This window comes from Duganella sp. 3397 (genome assembly GCF_031456625.1).
Taxonomy (GTDB): Bacteria; Pseudomonadota; Gammaproteobacteria; order Burkholderiales; family Burkholderiaceae_D; genus Rugamonas; species Rugamonas phyllosphaerae.
Window position 1 is genome coordinate 484,259 of the sequence record NZ_JAVDVB010000004.1, and the last position, 16,170, is coordinate 500,428.

General features: G+C 64.3%; 18 protein-coding genes. 8 read left to right on the forward strand and 10 right to left on the reverse strand.

Annotated features, from left to right (window positions below; all coding sequences use genetic code 11):
• Positions 1-263: 263 nt before the first annotated feature.
• Together J2X54_RS14980 and J2X54_RS14985 are read right to left on the reverse strand one after the other, a co-directional pair.
• Complete coding sequence (locus J2X54_RS14980; RefSeq protein ID WP_070248159.1) at positions 264-674, reverse strand: hypothetical protein; 411 nt, start codon at positions 672-674, stop codon at positions 264-266.
• Positions 675-687: 13 nt separating this feature from the next.
• On the reverse strand, positions 688-1,908 hold the full coding sequence (locus J2X54_RS14985) for a porin (RefSeq protein WP_070248157.1): 1,221 nt from the start codon (positions 1,906-1,908) through the stop codon (positions 688-690).
• Between the two features lie 331 nt (positions 1,909-2,239).
• On the opposite strand from J2X54_RS14985, the gene argJ reads away from it, so the two are divergent.
• The 6 genes from argJ to J2X54_RS15015 all read left to right on the forward strand — a co-directional run bounded on the left by argJ (position 2,240) and on the right by J2X54_RS15015 (position 6,906).
• Positions 2,240-3,478, forward strand: coding sequence for a bifunctional glutamate N-acetyltransferase/amino-acid acetyltransferase ArgJ (gene argJ, locus J2X54_RS14990; protein ID WP_310181632.1), 1,239 nt, complete (start codon positions 2,240-2,242; stop codon positions 3,476-3,478).
• 8 nt (positions 3,479-3,486) lie between these two features.
• Complete coding sequence (locus J2X54_RS14995) at positions 3,487-4,365, forward strand: ATP-binding protein (RefSeq protein WP_070248153.1); 879 nt, start codon at positions 3,487-3,489, stop codon at positions 4,363-4,365.
• Positions 4,362-4,772, forward strand: a complete 411-nt coding sequence (locus J2X54_RS15000) for an NUDIX domain-containing protein (RefSeq protein WP_070248151.1) — start codon at positions 4,362-4,364, stop codon at positions 4,770-4,772. The genes J2X54_RS14995 and J2X54_RS15000 overlap by 4 nt, the downstream gene beginning before the upstream one ends.
• Before the next feature lie 137 nt (positions 4,773-4,909).
• On the forward strand, positions 4,910-5,446 hold the full coding sequence (locus tag J2X54_RS15005) for a DUF3455 domain-containing protein (protein WP_310181637.1): 537 nt from the start codon (positions 4,910-4,912) through the stop codon (positions 5,444-5,446).
• An 87-nt stretch (positions 5,447-5,533) separates the two neighbouring features.
• Positions 5,534-6,118: a sigma-70 family RNA polymerase sigma factor gene (locus tag J2X54_RS15010; RefSeq protein ID WP_310181639.1), complete on the forward strand. Its 585-nt coding sequence runs from the start codon at positions 5,534-5,536 to the stop codon at positions 6,116-6,118.
• Positions 6,115-6,906, forward strand: a complete 792-nt coding sequence (locus tag J2X54_RS15015; protein WP_310181641.1) for an anti-sigma factor domain-containing protein — start codon at positions 6,115-6,117, stop codon at positions 6,904-6,906. The genes J2X54_RS15010 and J2X54_RS15015 overlap by 4 nt, the downstream gene beginning before the upstream one ends.
• A 38-nt stretch (positions 6,907-6,944) precedes the next feature.
• On the opposite strand, the gene J2X54_RS15020 is transcribed toward J2X54_RS15015, so the two are convergent.
• The 4 genes from J2X54_RS15020 to J2X54_RS15035 form a co-directional block, all read right to left on the reverse strand.
• Positions 6,945-7,118 carry a DNA gyrase inhibitor YacG gene (locus J2X54_RS15020; protein WP_019921459.1) on the reverse strand — a complete coding sequence of 58 codons (174 nt, stop codon included), beginning with the start codon at positions 7,116-7,118 and terminating at the stop codon, positions 6,945-6,947.
• A gap of 9 nt (positions 7,119-7,127) precedes the next feature.
• The gene (zapD, locus tag J2X54_RS15025) at positions 7,128-7,883 is read right to left on the reverse strand and encodes a cell division protein ZapD (protein WP_310181643.1); all 756 of its coding nucleotides are present in this window, start codon (positions 7,881-7,883) and stop codon (positions 7,128-7,130) included.
• 106 nt (positions 7,884-7,989) lie between these two features.
• Entirely contained in the window at positions 7,990-8,595 is a 606-nt protein-coding gene (coaE, locus tag J2X54_RS15030) for a dephospho-CoA kinase (protein WP_310181645.1), read from the reverse strand.
• The gene (locus J2X54_RS15035) at positions 8,592-9,467 is read right to left on the reverse strand and encodes an A24 family peptidase (RefSeq protein ID WP_310181647.1); all 876 of its coding nucleotides are present in this window, start codon (positions 9,465-9,467) and stop codon (positions 8,592-8,594) included. The genes coaE and J2X54_RS15035 overlap by 4 nt, the downstream gene beginning before the upstream one ends.
• A gap of 159 nt (positions 9,468-9,626) precedes the next feature.
• On the opposite strand from J2X54_RS15035, the gene J2X54_RS15040 reads away from it, so the two are divergent.
• Positions 9,627-9,983 carry a histidine kinase gene (locus J2X54_RS15040; protein ID WP_310181648.1) on the forward strand — a complete coding sequence of 119 codons (357 nt, stop codon included), beginning with the start codon at positions 9,627-9,629 and terminating at the stop codon, positions 9,981-9,983.
• 5 nt (positions 9,984-9,988) lie between these two features.
• Here J2X54_RS15040 and J2X54_RS15045 read toward each other — a convergent pair whose 3' ends face one another.
• The 4 genes from J2X54_RS15045 to uraH form a co-directional block, all read right to left on the reverse strand.
• The gene (locus J2X54_RS15045; RefSeq protein ID WP_310181649.1) at positions 9,989-11,203 is read right to left on the reverse strand and encodes a type II secretion system F family protein; all 1,215 of its coding nucleotides are present in this window, start codon (positions 11,201-11,203) and stop codon (positions 9,989-9,991) included.
• Between the two features lie 11 nt (positions 11,204-11,214).
• On the reverse strand, positions 11,215-12,939 hold the full coding sequence (pilB, locus tag J2X54_RS15050) for a type IV-A pilus assembly ATPase PilB (RefSeq protein ID WP_310181651.1): 1,725 nt from the start codon (positions 12,937-12,939) through the stop codon (positions 11,215-11,217).
• 233 nt (positions 12,940-13,172) lie between these two features.
• Positions 13,173-14,684, reverse strand: a complete 1,512-nt coding sequence (locus J2X54_RS15055; RefSeq protein ID WP_310181653.1) for a tetratricopeptide repeat protein — start codon at positions 14,682-14,684, stop codon at positions 13,173-13,175.
• Between the two features lie 17 nt (positions 14,685-14,701).
• Positions 14,702-15,055 (reverse strand): hydroxyisourate hydrolase, encoded by a 354-nt coding sequence (gene uraH / locus J2X54_RS15060; protein ID WP_310181654.1) that lies wholly within the window; start codon positions 15,053-15,055, stop codon positions 14,702-14,704.
• A gap of 160 nt (positions 15,056-15,215) precedes the next feature.
• On the opposite strand from uraH, the gene puuE reads away from it, so the two are divergent.
• Entirely contained in the window at positions 15,216-16,169 is a 954-nt protein-coding gene (gene puuE, locus J2X54_RS15065; protein ID WP_310181656.1) for an allantoinase PuuE, read from the forward strand.
• Position 16,170 lies beyond the last annotated feature (1 nt).

Genomic DNA, 16,170 nt, shown 5'->3' on the forward strand with positions numbered 1-16,170 from the left:
ATTGAAAAAGCCACCATTGTCGCTCGCGCGGCAATGGTGGCTTTTTTACGACCGTCGGTGCGGCGTCAAAATGCCGCATGGCGTCAATTTGTCACCGGGCGTCTATCTTATGCCATATTTTTCGAGAGATACGTCTGTTCAGACCAACTACCGAAGGTATTCCGATGAGCGCATTAATCGAGACAGAACGCGAGACAGAACGCGAGAAAGAACGCGAGAAAGCACGCGGCCACCGGACCCACAGTGGCCGCCACTACTTCATCTCACGGCAGCGTCAAAATCACCTTCACTGACTCATCGACGGCCGACTTTTCGATGTAGCCGATCGCTTTCGGATCGGCTGCCACCGCCTTTTTCACTTCGGCGGCGCTGGCGTATTCTTTCGGTGCGGTGGCCTTGCCGGTAAATACCAGCTTCGACCACAGCGCCTTGACTTGCGCCGTGTCCTTATCAGCCACTTTCTTGTAGAACTCGGCGCGCACGGCCGAGCTTTCCGGCAGGTCCACCGGGGTGAACAGGTTGGATTTGCCGAGGAAGAACTGCGACGCCTGTTCCGAGAACATGCGGGTAGCGGGGTTTTTCGGGCTGACGATGACGACTACTTCGGCCGAGGCCGGCAATGCCAGGGCGCCCAGCGCGGCCATCAGTGCTGCAGCAATAATATTTTTGTTCATAGGTGCTCCCGGATCAGAATACGAAGTCGAGGCCGACTGCGACCACGTTGATGTCTTTGGTGGTGCCGGCGGCCGGCGCGTGGATCAGGTAGCCGGACTTGGCTTTTGGCTTCACGTGGTCCAGTTGTACCTTCAGCGCCATCGATTTGGCGAAGTCCCAGCGCACGCCGACCAGGCTGGTGCTTTGTTCCTGGGCGCCCATCAGGCCGGTGACGGCGCCGCGCAAGGCTGCCGGCGCGGCCGCGAAGGCGGCAGGCACGGTCACCGACTTGCCGTGGCCTTCCACGGTGGCGTGGGCAACGTAAGGCACGAATTTGCCGATGCGGTAGCCGGCCATCGCATACCAGGCATTGGTGTCGGCCAGGTACACCGGCTCCTTGGCGCGGCGCTGCGCGTATTCGGTTTGCAGCACGATGTTGTTCCAGTCCATGGTCATGCCGACCGAGGTGAACGCAATCTTCTTGCCATCCTTGAAGTTCAGGTCGGAGGCCAGTTTGCCGAAACCGACGGCCGTCAAGGTGCTGCTCAAGGTGTTGAGCGAACCGATGTCGTTGATTTCCATGTCGGCGCGGGCGTGCGCTGCGCGCACCACGAACGGGCCGTATTCGCCGCTGATGCTGATGCCGGCGTCCGGCGCGCGGTAGGTGGCGACCGAGCCGCTGCCCGACGACACGTAAATCTTGCCGCGCGAAACACCGACAAAGGCCTGCGCCGTGAAGGTGAGGTCGCCAAAGTTGGTCTGGTAATTGATGTCGGCGCCGTCCGAGTTTTCAATCGGGTTCTGCGCGTACAGTTCGACCGGCGGGCGCATCATGGTGTTGGCGTAACCGACGTTCTGGTAATCCGAGATCAAAAACGTCGGCACGACCACGCGGCCCACGCGCACGCTCACTTCGTCGTTGATCTTCGCTTTCAGGAAGCCCCAGGTCACCTCGGTGCCGAAGTTGCCTTCCGGGCCCTTGCGGGTCAGTACTTGAACCGTGCCCGACAGCCAGTCGTTCATCTTGTAGGTCGCTTGCAGGCCGAGGTTGGTGTCGAGGCTGATGCGCGGGCTGTCGCCGACGCCCTTGGCCTGGTTGTAACGGGCGAACTCGGCGACGTCCGAATTACTTTTGGCAACGCCAACGGTGCCGAAACCGCTGATGCTGAGGTTGCCGTCGTCGAGGGCGCCGGCATGGGCCTGCATGGTGGCCATGGCGGCCAGAATCGCTGCTGCTAACAGTTGCTTTTTCATGGGATGCTTATCCTTGCGGTAATTGGTCTGCTGTTGTGTTCGGTACTGCGGGGTATGGGGCAATGCGGGGATGGGGCATTCGTTGGCAACATTAAACTAAATTGCCGTAGAGCATGAGAATTTATGCAAAGAAGTGGACGAACGTACTATATTTCGTCGTTTTTACGCAAAATCCCTGCGAAATCAACAAGTTGTACGACATCGTGTCAGTAATCAGGCAAGCATGTTTAACCTTTTTGCCACGCTTGAACGTCGTGGTCCGCGCGCTGCGCTGTTTTGCCGGTCAGGCATTACAATATCGGCTTCCCTGCCACCCACGAGATCACTGAATATGGCCGTCAATTCCCCCCTGCCTGTCGCCGCCGACCTGAAACCTGTTGCCGGTATCGAGATCGGCTTTGCCCAAGCCGGCATCAAGAAACCCAACCGCAAGGATGTGCTGGTGATGAAGCTGGCGCCCACCGCGACTGTTGCCGGCGTGTTCACCCTCAACCGCTTCTGCGCCGCGCCGGTGCAGATCGCCAAGGCGCACCTGGCCGCCGCCAGGGAAACCGGCAAGCCGGTGGTTGCACTACTGGTCAACACTGGCAACGCCAACGCCGGTACCGGCGAACTGGGCCTGTCGCTGGCCAACGAAACCTGCGCCGCCCTGGCCAGCCAGCTCGGCTGCGAACCGTCGCAGATCCTGCCGTTCTCCACCGGCGTGATCCTGGAACCGCTGCCGGCGGCCAAGGTGATTGCCGGCCTGCCGCAAGCGGTAGCCGGCCTGCAAGCCGATAACTGGTTCAACGCGGCCGAAGCCATCATGACCACCGACACCCAGCCCAAGGCCGGCTCGCGCACGGTCACCATCGGCGGCCACACGGTGACCATGAGCGGCATCTCCAAGGGCGCCGGCATGATCAAGCCCAATATGGCGACCATGCTCGGCTACCTGGCGCTGGACGCCAAGGTGGCGCAACCGGTGCTCGACGTGCTGGTCAAGCAGGTGGCCGACCAGACCTTCAACTGCATCACCATCGACGGCGACACCTCGACCAACGATTCCTTCATGCTGATCGCCACCGGCGCCGGCAGCCTGGAGATCACGTCGGTCGAGTCGCCCGAATACCGCGAACTGGCCGCCGCCGTTACCGAACTGTCGCTGTTCCTGGCGCAAGCGATCGTGCGCGACGGCGAGGGCGCCACCAAGTTCATCACCATTACCGTGGAAGACGCCGCCAGCGTGGCCGAAGCGCGCAAGATCGCCTATTCGATCGGCCACTCGCCGCTGGTCAAGACCGCGTTCTTCGCGTCCGATCCGAACCTGGGCCGTATCCTGGCCGCGATCGGCTATGCCGGGGTCGACGACCTCGATGTCAGCAAGCTCAACCTGTACCTCGACGACGTGTGGGTGGCCAAGAACGGCGGCCGCAATCCCGACTACCAGGAAGCCGATGGCCAGCGCGTGATGCAGCAAAGCGAGATCCTGGTGCGCGTCAAGCTCGCCCGTGGCGACCAGGCTGCCACCGTGTACACCTGCGACCTGTCGCACGACTACGTGAGCATCAACGCCGACTACCGTTCGTGATGCCAGCGATGACCACGCTGGAACAATTTCTGGCCAGGGCCGAGGCGGTGCTGGCGCGGGTGGAGGCAGTGCTGCCGCCAGCGCCGCCGGCGCCGGACTGGGCCAACGGCTACGCCTTCCGCTGGCGCAAGCGCAGCGGCGGTGGCTTCGGTGGCGCCAGCTACCTGCAGGCGGTGGCGCACGTGTCCGATATCGCGCTCGATGACTTGCAGCACATCGGCCCGCAAAAGCAGCAGATCGAGCAGAACACGCGCCAGTTCGTTGCCGGCCGCCCGGCCAACAACGTACTACTCACCGGCGCGCGTGGCACCGGCAAGTCGTCGCTGATCAAGGCCTGCCTGAACCAGTTCGCCCGGGATGGCCTGCGCCTGATCGAGGTGGACAAGGCCGACCTGGCCGAGCTGCCCGACATCGTCGACCAGGTAGCCGGCCGGCCCGAGCGCTTCATCATCTTCTGCGACGACCTGTCGTTCGAAGAGGGCGAAAGCGGCTACAAGGCGCTGAAGGTGGCTCTCGACGGCAGCATCTCGGCCCAGTCCGATAACGTGCTGATCTACGCCACGTCCAACCGCCGCCACCTGCTGCCCGAGCGCATGTCCGACAACATGAGCTACCAGCACGGCGACGACGGCGACCTGCACCCGGGCGAGACGGTCGAAGAAAAGATTTCGCTGTCCGAACGTTTCGGCCTGTGGCTGACGTTCTACCCGTTCAAGCAGGACGACTACCTGGAAATCGTCAACCACTGGCTGGCGTCGCTCGGGTGCAGCGCGCAGCAGATAACCGATGCGCGCGGCGACGCCTTGCGCTGGGCCTTGCAGCGCGGCTCGCGCTCGGGCCGGGTGGCGTGGCAGTTCGCCAAGGATTACGCGGGACGGCTGGCATGAGCGATGTGAACAACAAGCCGATCGACGTCGCGGTCGGCATCCTGATGCAGCCGAACGGCGACGTGTTGCTGGGCCAGCGACCGGCCGGCAAGCCGTACGACGGTTACTGGGAATTCCCGGGCGGGAAGGTCGATCCCGGCGAAACCATACTCGAAGCGCTGAAACGCGAGTTCGTCGAGGAGCTGGGCCTGACGATCAACAGCGCCGAAGAGTGGTGCGGCGTCGAGCACGTGTATCCGCACGCGCACGTGCGGCTGCACTTCTTCATCAGCCGCGACTGGCACGGCGAGCCGCAAAGCCTGGAAGGGCAAGCGTTTGCGTGGCAGGGCACGGTGGGCGTGGAGCCGCTGCTGCCGGCCACGATCCCGCTGATCGAGTGGCTCGACCAGCTGCGGTTCGGTCGCTAAACTCAGTCAATAAATTCGCTCGCTGAAAAAATATTTGCAAGCCACTGCATCCAAACGCTGTGCTGGCGGGTAGTACAGGTATCGGCGCAATGCTCACAACGCGGCGCCGCTACTTACAACTACCCAAGGAGTCCGCCATGCAAAAACTTTCCATCGCCACCGCCGTTGCCGCTGCCGTCCTGCTCTCGGCTTGCGCCAGCACGCCCAGCTTCAATCAACAAGCGTTGCCAGCGACCGTGCAGGTACCGGCCGGCCACAAGGTTGCCATGGAAACCGTGGGCGCCGGCGACATCACCTACGAATGCAAGCTCAAGAAGGACAGCGCCGACCAGTACGAATGGACCTTCATCGGCCCGGATGCCCAGCTCACCGACCGTGGCGGCATGAACGTCGGTAAATATTTCGGCCCGCCAGCAACGTGGCAGAGCAACGACGGCTCCAAGATCACCGCCACCCAGCTGGCAGTCGCACCGGCCGGCGCCGGCAATATTCCGTCGCAGCTGGTCAAGGCCAATCCGGCCATGGGCAACGGCGCCATGACGGGCGTGACCTACATCCAGCGCTTGGCGACCAAAGGCGGCGTGGCCCCTGCCGGCATGTGCGGCGCGGCCAATGCCGGCGCCAGGCAGACGGTCAAGTACCAGGCCGACTACATCTTCTGGAAAGCCGCCTGATCGCACGTAGGCAAGCTCGGCGGACGCGCCGCGCTCGGCTATAATCAGCCGCAGCAGCGCTCCGCCCACCCTACGACAGAAATGCCGATGCCACCAACCGCCGACGGATTCGACTACGACGCTGCGCTGCACGCCTGTGCGCTCGGTGACCAGCAGGCGCTGCAACGCCTGTACCAGCAGGACAGCCGCCATTTGCTGGGCGTGGCGCTGCGCATCGTGCGCCGGCGCGACCTGGCCGAAGACGTGCTGCACGACGCCTTTGTCAGCATCTGGCAAAAGGCGGCCAGCTTCGACGCCGGCCGTGGTGCGGGACGGGGCTGGATTTTCAGCGTGGTGCGGCACCAGGCCCTCAATGCGCTGCGCTCGCGCGAGCGCGACGTCTATACCGGCGACAACGACGCACTCGACGCCTTGCAGCAGGCTCAGGATGGGCAGGATGGGCAGGGCGCGCATGGCAACCCCGTTGCCGAACAGTTCGAGCTGCAAGCGAACATGGGACGCCTGAACGACTGCCTCGGCAACCTTGACAGCGCCAAGCGCAACAGCATCGTCTGCGCCTATGTCGATGGGTGCAGCCACAGTGAAATCGCGGCGCGGCTCAATGCGCCGCTCGGCACGGTCAAAGCCTGGCTCAAGCGCGGCCTGGCCGCTTTGCGGGAGTGCATGGGATGACGCAATCTATCGAACAACAGCAGGAGGAAATGCGCGAGCTGGCCGGCGAGTACGTGCTGGGCACCTTGGCGCTGGCCGCGCGCCAGGACGTCGAACGCCGCCTGGCGGTCGAGCCGCTGCTGCGCGCCGAAGTCGCCGCGTGGGAACAGCGCCTGCTGCCGCTGACCGCGCTGGCAGAGCCGGCCGAGCCGTCGCCGGGCCTGTGGCCCAAGATCAGCAACAGCCTCAGCAGCAGCCTGGCCGGCAGCAGTGCCGCCAGCCGCGCTGCCAACCTGGCCAACAACCTCGCCGGCAATCTGACCCCGCAAGCGGTCACGGCTGCCGGTGGCTGGCGCCGCTGGTGGGACGACCTGCGCCTGTGGCGCGCGCTGAGCGGCGGCGCCGTGTTTGCCACGCTGGTGCTGGCCGTGCTGCTCACGCGCCAGCCGGCAACGGAAGCGCTGCAACCGGCCTACATGGTGGTGCTGGTGGCGCCGCAGGAGCGCACGGCCGGCTACGTGGTGCAGGCCAGCCTGAACCGCAAACTGACCCTGACGCCGCTGCAAGGCGTGGCCGTACCGGGCAACAAGGCGCTGCAATTCTGGACCAAGGGGACGGACTGGCGGGCGCCGGTATCGCTGGGGCTGGTACAACCGAATCAATCGGTCAAGCTGACCCTGGACCAGCTGCCGCAAGTGCAGCAGGACCAGTTATTTGAAATTACGCTGGAACCGCAAGCCGGTTCGCCGACCGGCAAACCGACCGGGCCGGTGCTCTACATCGGCAAGGCGGTCAGGGTAGCGATGTAACGGCAAGCCGCCAGGAGCGGCTGGCCTGGCAGTCGCTCTTACTCTTCTTCGTGCGGGTCTTTGGGCGGCGCTGCGGGGATTGCGTACTTTTCCTCGGCCCAGGCGCCGAGGTCGATCTGTTTGCAGCGTTCCGAGCAGAACGGGCGATACTTGTTTTCAGGCTTCCATTCCACTTTGGCGGAACAGGTGGGGCACGACACTACGGTAACCATAATATTTGATCAGAAGTTGCAGAGGGTAAGCTCGAATGGTACCTGATCTTCCAGCGGCTTGGGTTTCAGGTCGCCGCCCTGGGTTGTGAACCGTACCCACAACATGTACTTGTTGGCCGAGATTTCGGGGATGGCGCCCGAGGTTTCGTCGAGCGTCAGGCGCAGCATCTGGTACACCTTGCCTTGCAACATTTGCTGGTAGCTGCCGGCCACCGCAATCATTTTTACCGGCGCGCCCGAGTCGCGCAGCAGGCGCAGCACCAGGCCCAGCGCGTCGAACAGCGGCACCAGCGGCGTAAACCAGGTGACGATGTCGTTGTAGCGCTGGTCTGCCGGCCGCTGTTGCCAGGCATAGTACGACGGCATGTCGAAATCGCAGGCGCCGCCGGGAATGATGGTGCGGCCGCGGATGCTCATCAGCCACTCGTTATCGCGCACGTTCTGGCCGGTCTTGCCCTGGGCGGCCACCAGCGCGCTGCTGACGGAATCGACTTCGGCCAGGATGGCGTCGAGCATGTCGGGCTGGACGTTGGGATTGAGGCGGTAGCCGAGCAGGGTCTGGCGCTGGCGTTCGAGCTCTTGCAGCAGGTCGGATTTGAGGTCGGCGCGGCCGGCCACTTCGAGCATGTCGAAAATGGTGGACAGGGCGACATGGTGTTGCATCGGGTCGGGCTGATGCGCAAAGAACTGGAATTTCTCGTACAGATCCTCCAAGCGCAACAGGGTGCGGATGCGTTCGTTGAAAGGATATTCGTAGACGATCAAAATAACATCCCTCTATAGGTGGACCTGCAAACAATGCACGTGATTTTGAAGCAAGCCAAGCAAAATTACAAACATTGAGAGGGCATAGTGCGCGATCCGGTCGAAATTAACCGCGCATTTTCAGATATTGGGCGTGCAGGCGGTCGATTTGCGGCGCCAGCGCGTCCAGGCCGTCGTTATTGTCGATGACATCGTCGGCTGCCGCGAGCCGTTCGACGCGGCTGGCCTGGGCCGCCATGATGGCGCGCACCTGCGCTTCGGTGAGATTGTTGCGGGCCATCACGCGGGCGATCTGCACCTCTTCGCGACAGTCTACCGCGAGTACGCGCGACACCCTGTCACGCCAGGTGCCCGACTCCACCAGCAGCGGCACCGCATACATGACGTAGTCGCCGGTCGCGGCTTCGGCGGCGGCCAGTGCACCGGCGCGGATACGCGGGTGCAGGATCGCTTCGAGCGTGGCTTTCGCTTTGCCATCGGAGAACACCAGCGCGCGCATGCGGGCGCGGTCGAGCGCGCCGCTGGCGTCGGCAAATTGTGCACCGAACGCATCGACGATGGCTGGCATGGCGGCGCCGCCGGGCGCGGTGAGGCTGTGGGCGATCACGTCGGTGTCGACGATGCTGGCGCCGCGCGCGGCAAACAGGTCGGCCACCGTGCTCTTGCCGCTGCCGATGCCGCCGGTCAGGCCGATTGCAAACGGGACCGTCATCGCAGCACCGGATAGAAAATCGCGCTGACCTCGGCCAGCGGCGCGCGGTACAGGAAGCAGATCAGGCCGGAAGCGGCCAGGTAGGGGCCGAACGGGATCTGGTAGTCGAGCCCGCGCCGGTTGAGCACCATCAGCGCGATGCCCACGACCGAACCCACCAGCGAGGCCATCAGCACGATGGCCGGCAACATGGTCCAGCCGAGCCAGGCGCCGAGGGCGGCCAGCAGCTTGAAGTCGCCGTAACCCATGCCCTCGCGCTTGCGCAGCAATTTATAGGCCCAGTAAATCGACCACAGCACCAGGTAGCCGGCCGCTGCGCCGATCACCGCGCTCTCGAGCGAGACATAGGTGGCGTTGAGATTGAGCAGCAAACCGGCCCACAGCAGCGGATAGGTGAGGTCGTCGGGCAGCAGCTGGGTGTCGAAGTCGATGAAGGTAAGCGCGACCAGCATGTACAGCAGCAGCAAGCCGCCCAGCCCTTGCCAGCCGCTGCCGAACTGCCACACCACCAGCGCCGACAGCGCGGCGGTCAGCAATTCCACCAGCGGGTAGCGCGGCGAGATCGGCGCCTTGCACTGGCTGCATTTGCCGCGCAGCGCCAGCCAGCTGATCACCGGGATGTTTTCCAGCGCCGTGATCTGGTGGCCGCAATGGGGACAGGCCGAGCGCGGCGCTACCAGGCTGTACTGGGTGGTGTGGCGCGGCGGCTTGCCGGCTTCCACATCGCAATAATTGTCCGACTCGCGCTGCATCATCTGCGGCAGGCGGTGAATCACGACGTTGAGAAAGCTGCCGATCAGCAGGCCGAACAGCCCCGCGATCAGGCTGATGGCGAGTTCGCCGGCGGGTGCGAACAGCGGGGACGATTGCATAGTTTGAGTGGTTTGGTGAGTCGCAGTGCATATTAAAGCATGGGGACCATGCGGTCAGTCAAATTTGCCCTGGATTGGGGCAATTTCTCCCCCGTACGAGATATGGGCGTAACCAAAAGTTAATGGCAAGGTGACGGAACTGACCTGCTGGAGTTTCGATTGCCGACTTTTTTACCCCCCTGGTTGTGGCTGACCGGTGGCCTGTTGCTGGGACTGTCCCTGTGCCTGGTGCTGGGTTTGCTGTGCCACGACCGCTGGTGCCAAGCCATGTGCCGCCGCCGCGATCTGCTGGCGCAACTGGCCGAGCGCGAGCGCCTGGCCAGCGATGTCCACGATGCGCTGCTGCAGGGCATGCAAGGCATCCTGCTCAGCTTTCAAAGCGTCGGCCAGCGCTTTCCAGCCGGCAGCGCCGAGCGCGCGGCCATCGAGCACCTGCTCGACCAGGGCGACGCCGCCCTGGCCGACGGCCGCCAGCGCCTGCTGGCCTTGCGTTCCGCTACGAAAAAACCGGACTAACTTGCTTACACCACCGAGCCCAGCTTGAAGATCGGCAAGTACATGGCAATCACCAGCCCGCCGATCAGCACGCCCAGGATGACCATGATCGCCGGCTCCATCAAGCTCGACAGCGAGGCCACGGCCTCGTCCACTTCTTCCTCGTAAAAGTCGGCCACCTTGCCCAGCATGGCGTCGAGCGCGCCCGATTCCTCGCCGATCGACACCATCTGCGTGACCATGTTCGGGAACACGTCGGCGTTCTGCATCGCGGCCGTGAGGCTGGTTCCCGTGCTTACCTCGTTCTGGATGCGGCGGGTGGCGTCGGCATACACGGCGTTGCCGGCCGCGCCACCGACCGAATCGAGCGACTCGACCAGCGGCACGCCGGCGGCAAACATGGTGGACAGGGTGCGGGTCCAGCGGGCGATGGTGGCCTTGCGCACCACGTCGCCAAACACCGGTACCTTGAGGATCAGCCGATCCATGGTGCGCTGCATCTTGACCGAGCGTTTCCAGGTGCGGAAGAACAACCAGATGCCCAGGCCAAGACTACCAAAAATTACATACCACCAGTTAACGAAGAACGCCGAGAGCGCCATCACGAACAGCGTGGGGGCGGGCAGGTTGGCGCCGAAACTGGCAAACACTTCCTTGAAAGCGGGCACCACCCAGATCATGATCACGGCCGTGACGATGAAGGCTACCGCCAGGATCGAGATCGGGTACATCAGCGCCGACCGGATCTTGGCCTTCATGGCCAGCGTCTTTTCCTTGTAGATGGCCAGCCGGGTGAGCAGGTCTTCCAGGATGCCGGCCTGTTCGCCGGCGGCGACCAGGTTGCAGAACAGGGCGTCGAAGTACAGCGGGAACTTGCGGAACGCCTGGTTGAGGCTGGTGCCGGTTTCGATATCGGCACGCAAGTCCATCACCAGTTTCGACACCGACGGATTGGAATGGCCCTTGCCCACGATGTCGAACGCCTGCAGCAAGGGCACGCCGGCCTTCATCATGGTCGCGAGCTGGCGGGTGAACAGCGAGATGTCCTTTTCCTTGACGCGCTTGCCGCTGCGGTAAGTCTTCTTGCGCACCTTGGTGACCATGATGCCCTGGCGCCGCAAGGTGACGTTGACTACCGCCTCGCCGCCGGCGCGCAACTCGCCGCGCACGGTTTTGCCGGTCTTGTCCTTGCCTTCCCACGCGAAGATGGTTTCCTTGACCTGGTTGCCGGGGTTTGCCATGGGTCGCGGTCCTATTCGTTGGTGCAGCCGAGTACTTCTTCGAGACTGGTCATGCCCTGCCGCACCTTGAGCAAGCCCGACTGGCGCAGCGACTTCACGCCCTCCGATTGGGCCTGGGCAGCGATCTGCATGGCGTTGCCGTGGGCCAGGATCAGCGCCTCGATGGCCGGCGTGATCGGCATGATCTGGTAGATGCCCACGCGGCCCTTGTAGCCGCCGCCGTTGCAGCGCTCGCAGCCGACCGGGCCGTATGGTTTCCAGCTGCCATCGAGATCCTCGTGCCGGAAGCCGGCCTTGAGCAACAGGTCAGCCGAGATGTCTACCGGCTGCTTGCAACTGCACAGCCGCCGCGCCAGGCGCTGGGCCGTGATCAAGGTCACCGACGAGGCGATGTTGAATGGCGCCACGCCCATGTTCATCAGGCGCGTGAGGGTCGATGGCGCATCGTTGGTGTGCAGCGTGGAAAACACCAGGTGGCCGGTTTGCGCGGCCTTGACGGCGATGTCGGCCGTTTCCAGGTCGCGGATCTCGCCGACCATGATGATGTCCGGGTCCTGGCGCAGGAAAGACTTCAACGCTACCGGAAAGGTCAGTCCGGCCTTGTCGTTGACGTTGACCTGGTTGACGCCCGGCAGGTTGATCTCGGCCGGGTCTTCGGCGGTGGAGATATTGATGCCGGGCTTGTTGATCACGTTCAGGCAGGTGTACAGCGACACCGTCTTGCCCGAACCGGTGGGCCCGGTGACCAGCACCATGCCGTAGGGGCGATGGATGGCGTCCATCAACAACGCTTTCTGTTCCGGCTCGTAACCGAGCGCGTCGATGCCCAGCTGCGCCTGGCTGCCGTCCAGGATGCGCATCACGGTCTTTTCGCCGAACAGCGTGGGTAGCGTCGAGACGCGCAGGTCAATGGTGCGGGTGGGCGAGGCTACCAGGCGCATGCGGCCGTCCTGCGGCACGCGTTTTTCGGAAATATCGAGCTTGGCCAGCACCTTGATGCGCGAGACCAGCTTGTCCTTGATCGACACCGGCGGCTGCGCATGTTCGATCAGCACGCCATCGACGCGAAAGCGCACGCGGTAGAATTTTTCGAACGGCTCGAAGTGCAGGTCGGACGCCCCCATGGTCACGGCGTCGAGCAGCATCTTGTTGAGGAACCGTACCACCGGCGCATCTTCCACTTCGTTGGCGGCGGCGGTGTCGGCCGCGCTGGCCGGCGCTTCCTCTTCTTCGGCGAACTGGAACTCGGTTTCCGGGCCGGCCAGGTCGGCGATGCTCTGCTCGGCGCTGCGGCCAAAACGCGCCAGCAGTTGCAGCAAGGCGTCGTGCGGCACGATCACCGGCTCCACTGTCGATTCGGTCTGGAACTTGACCTGGTCGAGCGCCTGGGTGTTGGTGGGGTCGGAAATGGCGACGGCCATCTTGTTGCCGCGCTTGGCCAATGCGACCACGCGCTGGCCCTGCATCAGCTTGGCGTCGATGGCCTTGGCCGGCAGCGCTTCCATGTCGAGCATCGAGACGTCGAGCAAGGGGTAGGCGAAGGTCTCGGCGCAAAAGGTGGCCAGCGCGCGCGCATCGATGGCGCCGCTGGCGAGCAGCACGTCGATGAACGGCTGCTTTTCGTGGTGAGCTTTCTTGTGCAGCGCCTCGGCCTGCGGCGGCGACAGGCGGCCGGCCTGCATCAGGGCGCGCGCCAGGCCCGGCATCGGAACGGTATTCGGTAAGACTGCGGCCATGGCTGCTTCCAACGGATGGTGGAGGGCGAACCAGTTGCCCTTCTGAATCATGCCCTCAGGCACATCCTTTGTAAAGCGTGCAGACCGCTGGTCGAGCCGATTGTACCTCTGCTGTTGCGCGCAGCCACCGCCGCACGATTCAATGGCCGCGTTTGCCGTCCGAAGTGTGCAAGGTACGTAATAATTTGATCACCTTGATGGCTTGATCACAATTGTCGGCATTGCCCCCGAAGTCAGGTTTTGCGCAGCAGCAGGGTGTGGGCGGTGATCGGGGCGCCGTTTTCCTGGCGGGCGGCCAGGTTGCCGGTGGCCAGGACGGTGAAGCCGGTGGCGGCTGCCAGCCGGTGCAGGTAGGGCAGGGTATGGGCGTAGCGGTTGGACGGTTGCAAAACGTAGTCGGCGCCGTTTTCCACCCCGGCTTCGACCGAGAAGCAGAAGCGGCCGTCCGCGCGCAAGGCCCGGTGTACCGCTTCGAAGACGGGCGCCAGGTCGCCGATGTAGACGAATACGTCGGCAGCCATAGCCAGGTCCCATGCCTGGTCGCGGCCAGCCAGATACGTCACCAGGTCGCAGCAGGCGAGCTCGCCGTACAGCGCGCGTTCGGCCGCCTTGTCCAGCATGTGCTGCGACAGGTCCACGCCGTCGAGTCGGCGTGCGTACGCGTGCAGGTAAGGGCCGCACAGGCCGGTGCCGCAGCCCAGGTCGACGATGTCGAGGTCATCATGGTGACCATTGCCGCGTATCAGTTCGTCGAGCGCGGCCGGGGTGCGGTAGCCGAGCACTTCGGTCAGGTGCTGGTCGAAGTGGTTGGCGTACTGGTCGAACAGCGTGCGCACATACTCGCCCGGCAGCGTGGCCGGGGTCTCGCCCGCACCCACCGAGGCCAGCGCAAAGGCGATGGTTTGCGGATCGTCGCCGTGAGCCAGCGCGGCGCGGTAGGCGGCAACCGCCTGCTCGATCCTGCCCAGCGAGCGCAAGGTGTTGCCCCGATGGTAGTGCGCCAGCGCGTGGCCCGGTTTCAGTGCCAGGGCGCGGTCGTAGGCGGCCAGCGCAGCGTCGAAGTCGCCCAGCCGCTGCAGGCTGGCGCCCAGCGCGCTGTGCGCTTCGGCCCACGCGGGACGCAGCGCGATGGCGCGCTCGAAACTGTCGATCGCTTCTGTGAGCGCGCGCAAGCCGTGCAGCGCATTGCCGCGTGCGAACCAGGCGTCGGCGTAGCGCTCGCGCAGGTCGAGCGCATCCTCGGACGCGCCCAGCGCCTCGGCGTAGCGGCCCATTTCCTGCAGCACGATGGCGCGGTTGCAATGCGCTTCCGGGTAGTTGGGCTGCAGCGTCAAAGCGCGCTGGTAGCTGTGCAGCGCCTCGCCATGGCGCTGCAGCTGGCGCAGCGCGTTGCCGCGATTGCTCCAGGCCATGGCGTAGTCGGCTTGCAGCGCGATGGCGCGCTCGTGGCTGTCGAGCGCGTCCTGCACGCGGCCGGCGTCCATCAGCGCCACGCCCAGGTTGGCGTGGGCCCTGGCTTGCCCGCCATCGACCGCGATCGCCCGCGAGATCAGGTCGATGGCGGCGACTGCGTCACCTTGCTGGCGTGCGATCACGCCCAGCAGGTGCAGTGCGTCGAAGTGTTGCGGCTCGAGCGCCAGTACCTGCCGGTACAGCGCCTGCGCGGGCTCCAGTTGGCCTTGCTGTTGCAGTTGCACGGCCTGGCGCAGCAGGGAGGCGATCAACGCCGGGTGGGATGTGGTCATGGTGCCCGCATCTTAGCTTAGCTACCCCGGTAAGTGGAATACGCCCACGGCGACACCACCAGCGGCACATGGTAGTTCTGCCCGGCGTCGGCCACGCCGAAGGCGATGGTCACTTCATCGACGAAACGCGGCTCGGGCACTTGCACGCCCTGCTCGGCGAAATAGTCGCCGGCGGCGAACACCAGTTCGTACTTGCCCGCCTTGAGCTGCTCGCCCGCCAGCAGCGGCGTGGCGCAGCGGCCGTCGGCGTTGGTGACGTCGGTGGTGAGCAGGGTGCGGCCCTCTGCGTTGACCGCGTACAGCGCCAGCTTGACGCCGGCGCCGGGCTTGCCCTGGGTGATATCGAGTACGTGCGTGCTGAGTTTGCCCATGGCGGTGGTGTCCTGTATCGGTCTATATCGGTGAATGACAAGCGGCTATCGTGTAAATCATATACCGGCGCGCGCCGACGCCTATATGATTAAGGATATATTCCCCAATATTTTCCTCAACATACCGGCCCGCGTCTTTGAGACCTGAATGAGCACCCGCATGAGCACATACGACAACTACCCGCGCGACCTGGTCGGCTACGGCCGCACCCCGCCCCACGCCCGCTGGCCCGGCGGCGCGCGGGTGGCGCTGCAATTCGTGCTCAATTACGAGGAGGGCGGCGAGAACAGCGTGCTGCACGGCGACGCCGGTTCCGAGACCTTCCTGTCCGAGATCATCGGCGCGGCGTCCTTCCCAGACCGCCACATGAGCATGGAGTCGCTGTACGAATACGGTTCGCGCGCGGGCCTGTGGCGCGTGCTGCGCCTGTTCGAAGACCGCCAGCTGCCGCTCACCGTGTTCGGCGTGGCGATGGCGCTCAAGCGCCACCCGGAGGCCGTCGCCGCCTTCCAGTCGCTCGGCCACGAGATCGCCTGCCACGGCCTGCGCTGGATCAGCTACCAGAATATGGACGAAGCCACCGAGCGCGCCCACATGAAAGAAGCCGTGGACATCATCCGCGAACTCACCGGCAGCGCGCCGCAGGGCTGGTACACAGGGCGCGACTCGCCCAATACGCGCCGGCTGGTGATGGAACACGGCGGCTTTGCCTACGACGCCGACCATTACGGCGACGACCTGCCGTTCTGGCAGCAGGTGGCCCACACGGGCGCCGACGGCCAGCCCACCACCGCGCCGCAGCTGATCGTGCCGTACACGCTCGACACCAATGACATGCGCTTTGCTGCCGCCCAGGGTTTTAATTCGGGCACGCAGTTCTTCGACTATCTGAAGGACGCTTTTGATGTGCTGTACGCCGAAGGCGACCCGGCCGGCCTGAATGCGCCCAAGATGCTGTCGATCGGCCTGCACTGCCGCATCGTCGGCCGGCCTGCACGGCTGGCTGCGCTGGCGCGCTTCCTCGACTACGTGCAGTCGCACGAGCAGGTATGGATCACGCGCCGCATCGATATCGCCGACCACTGGCGCACCACCCATCCATTTTCTGCGTGAG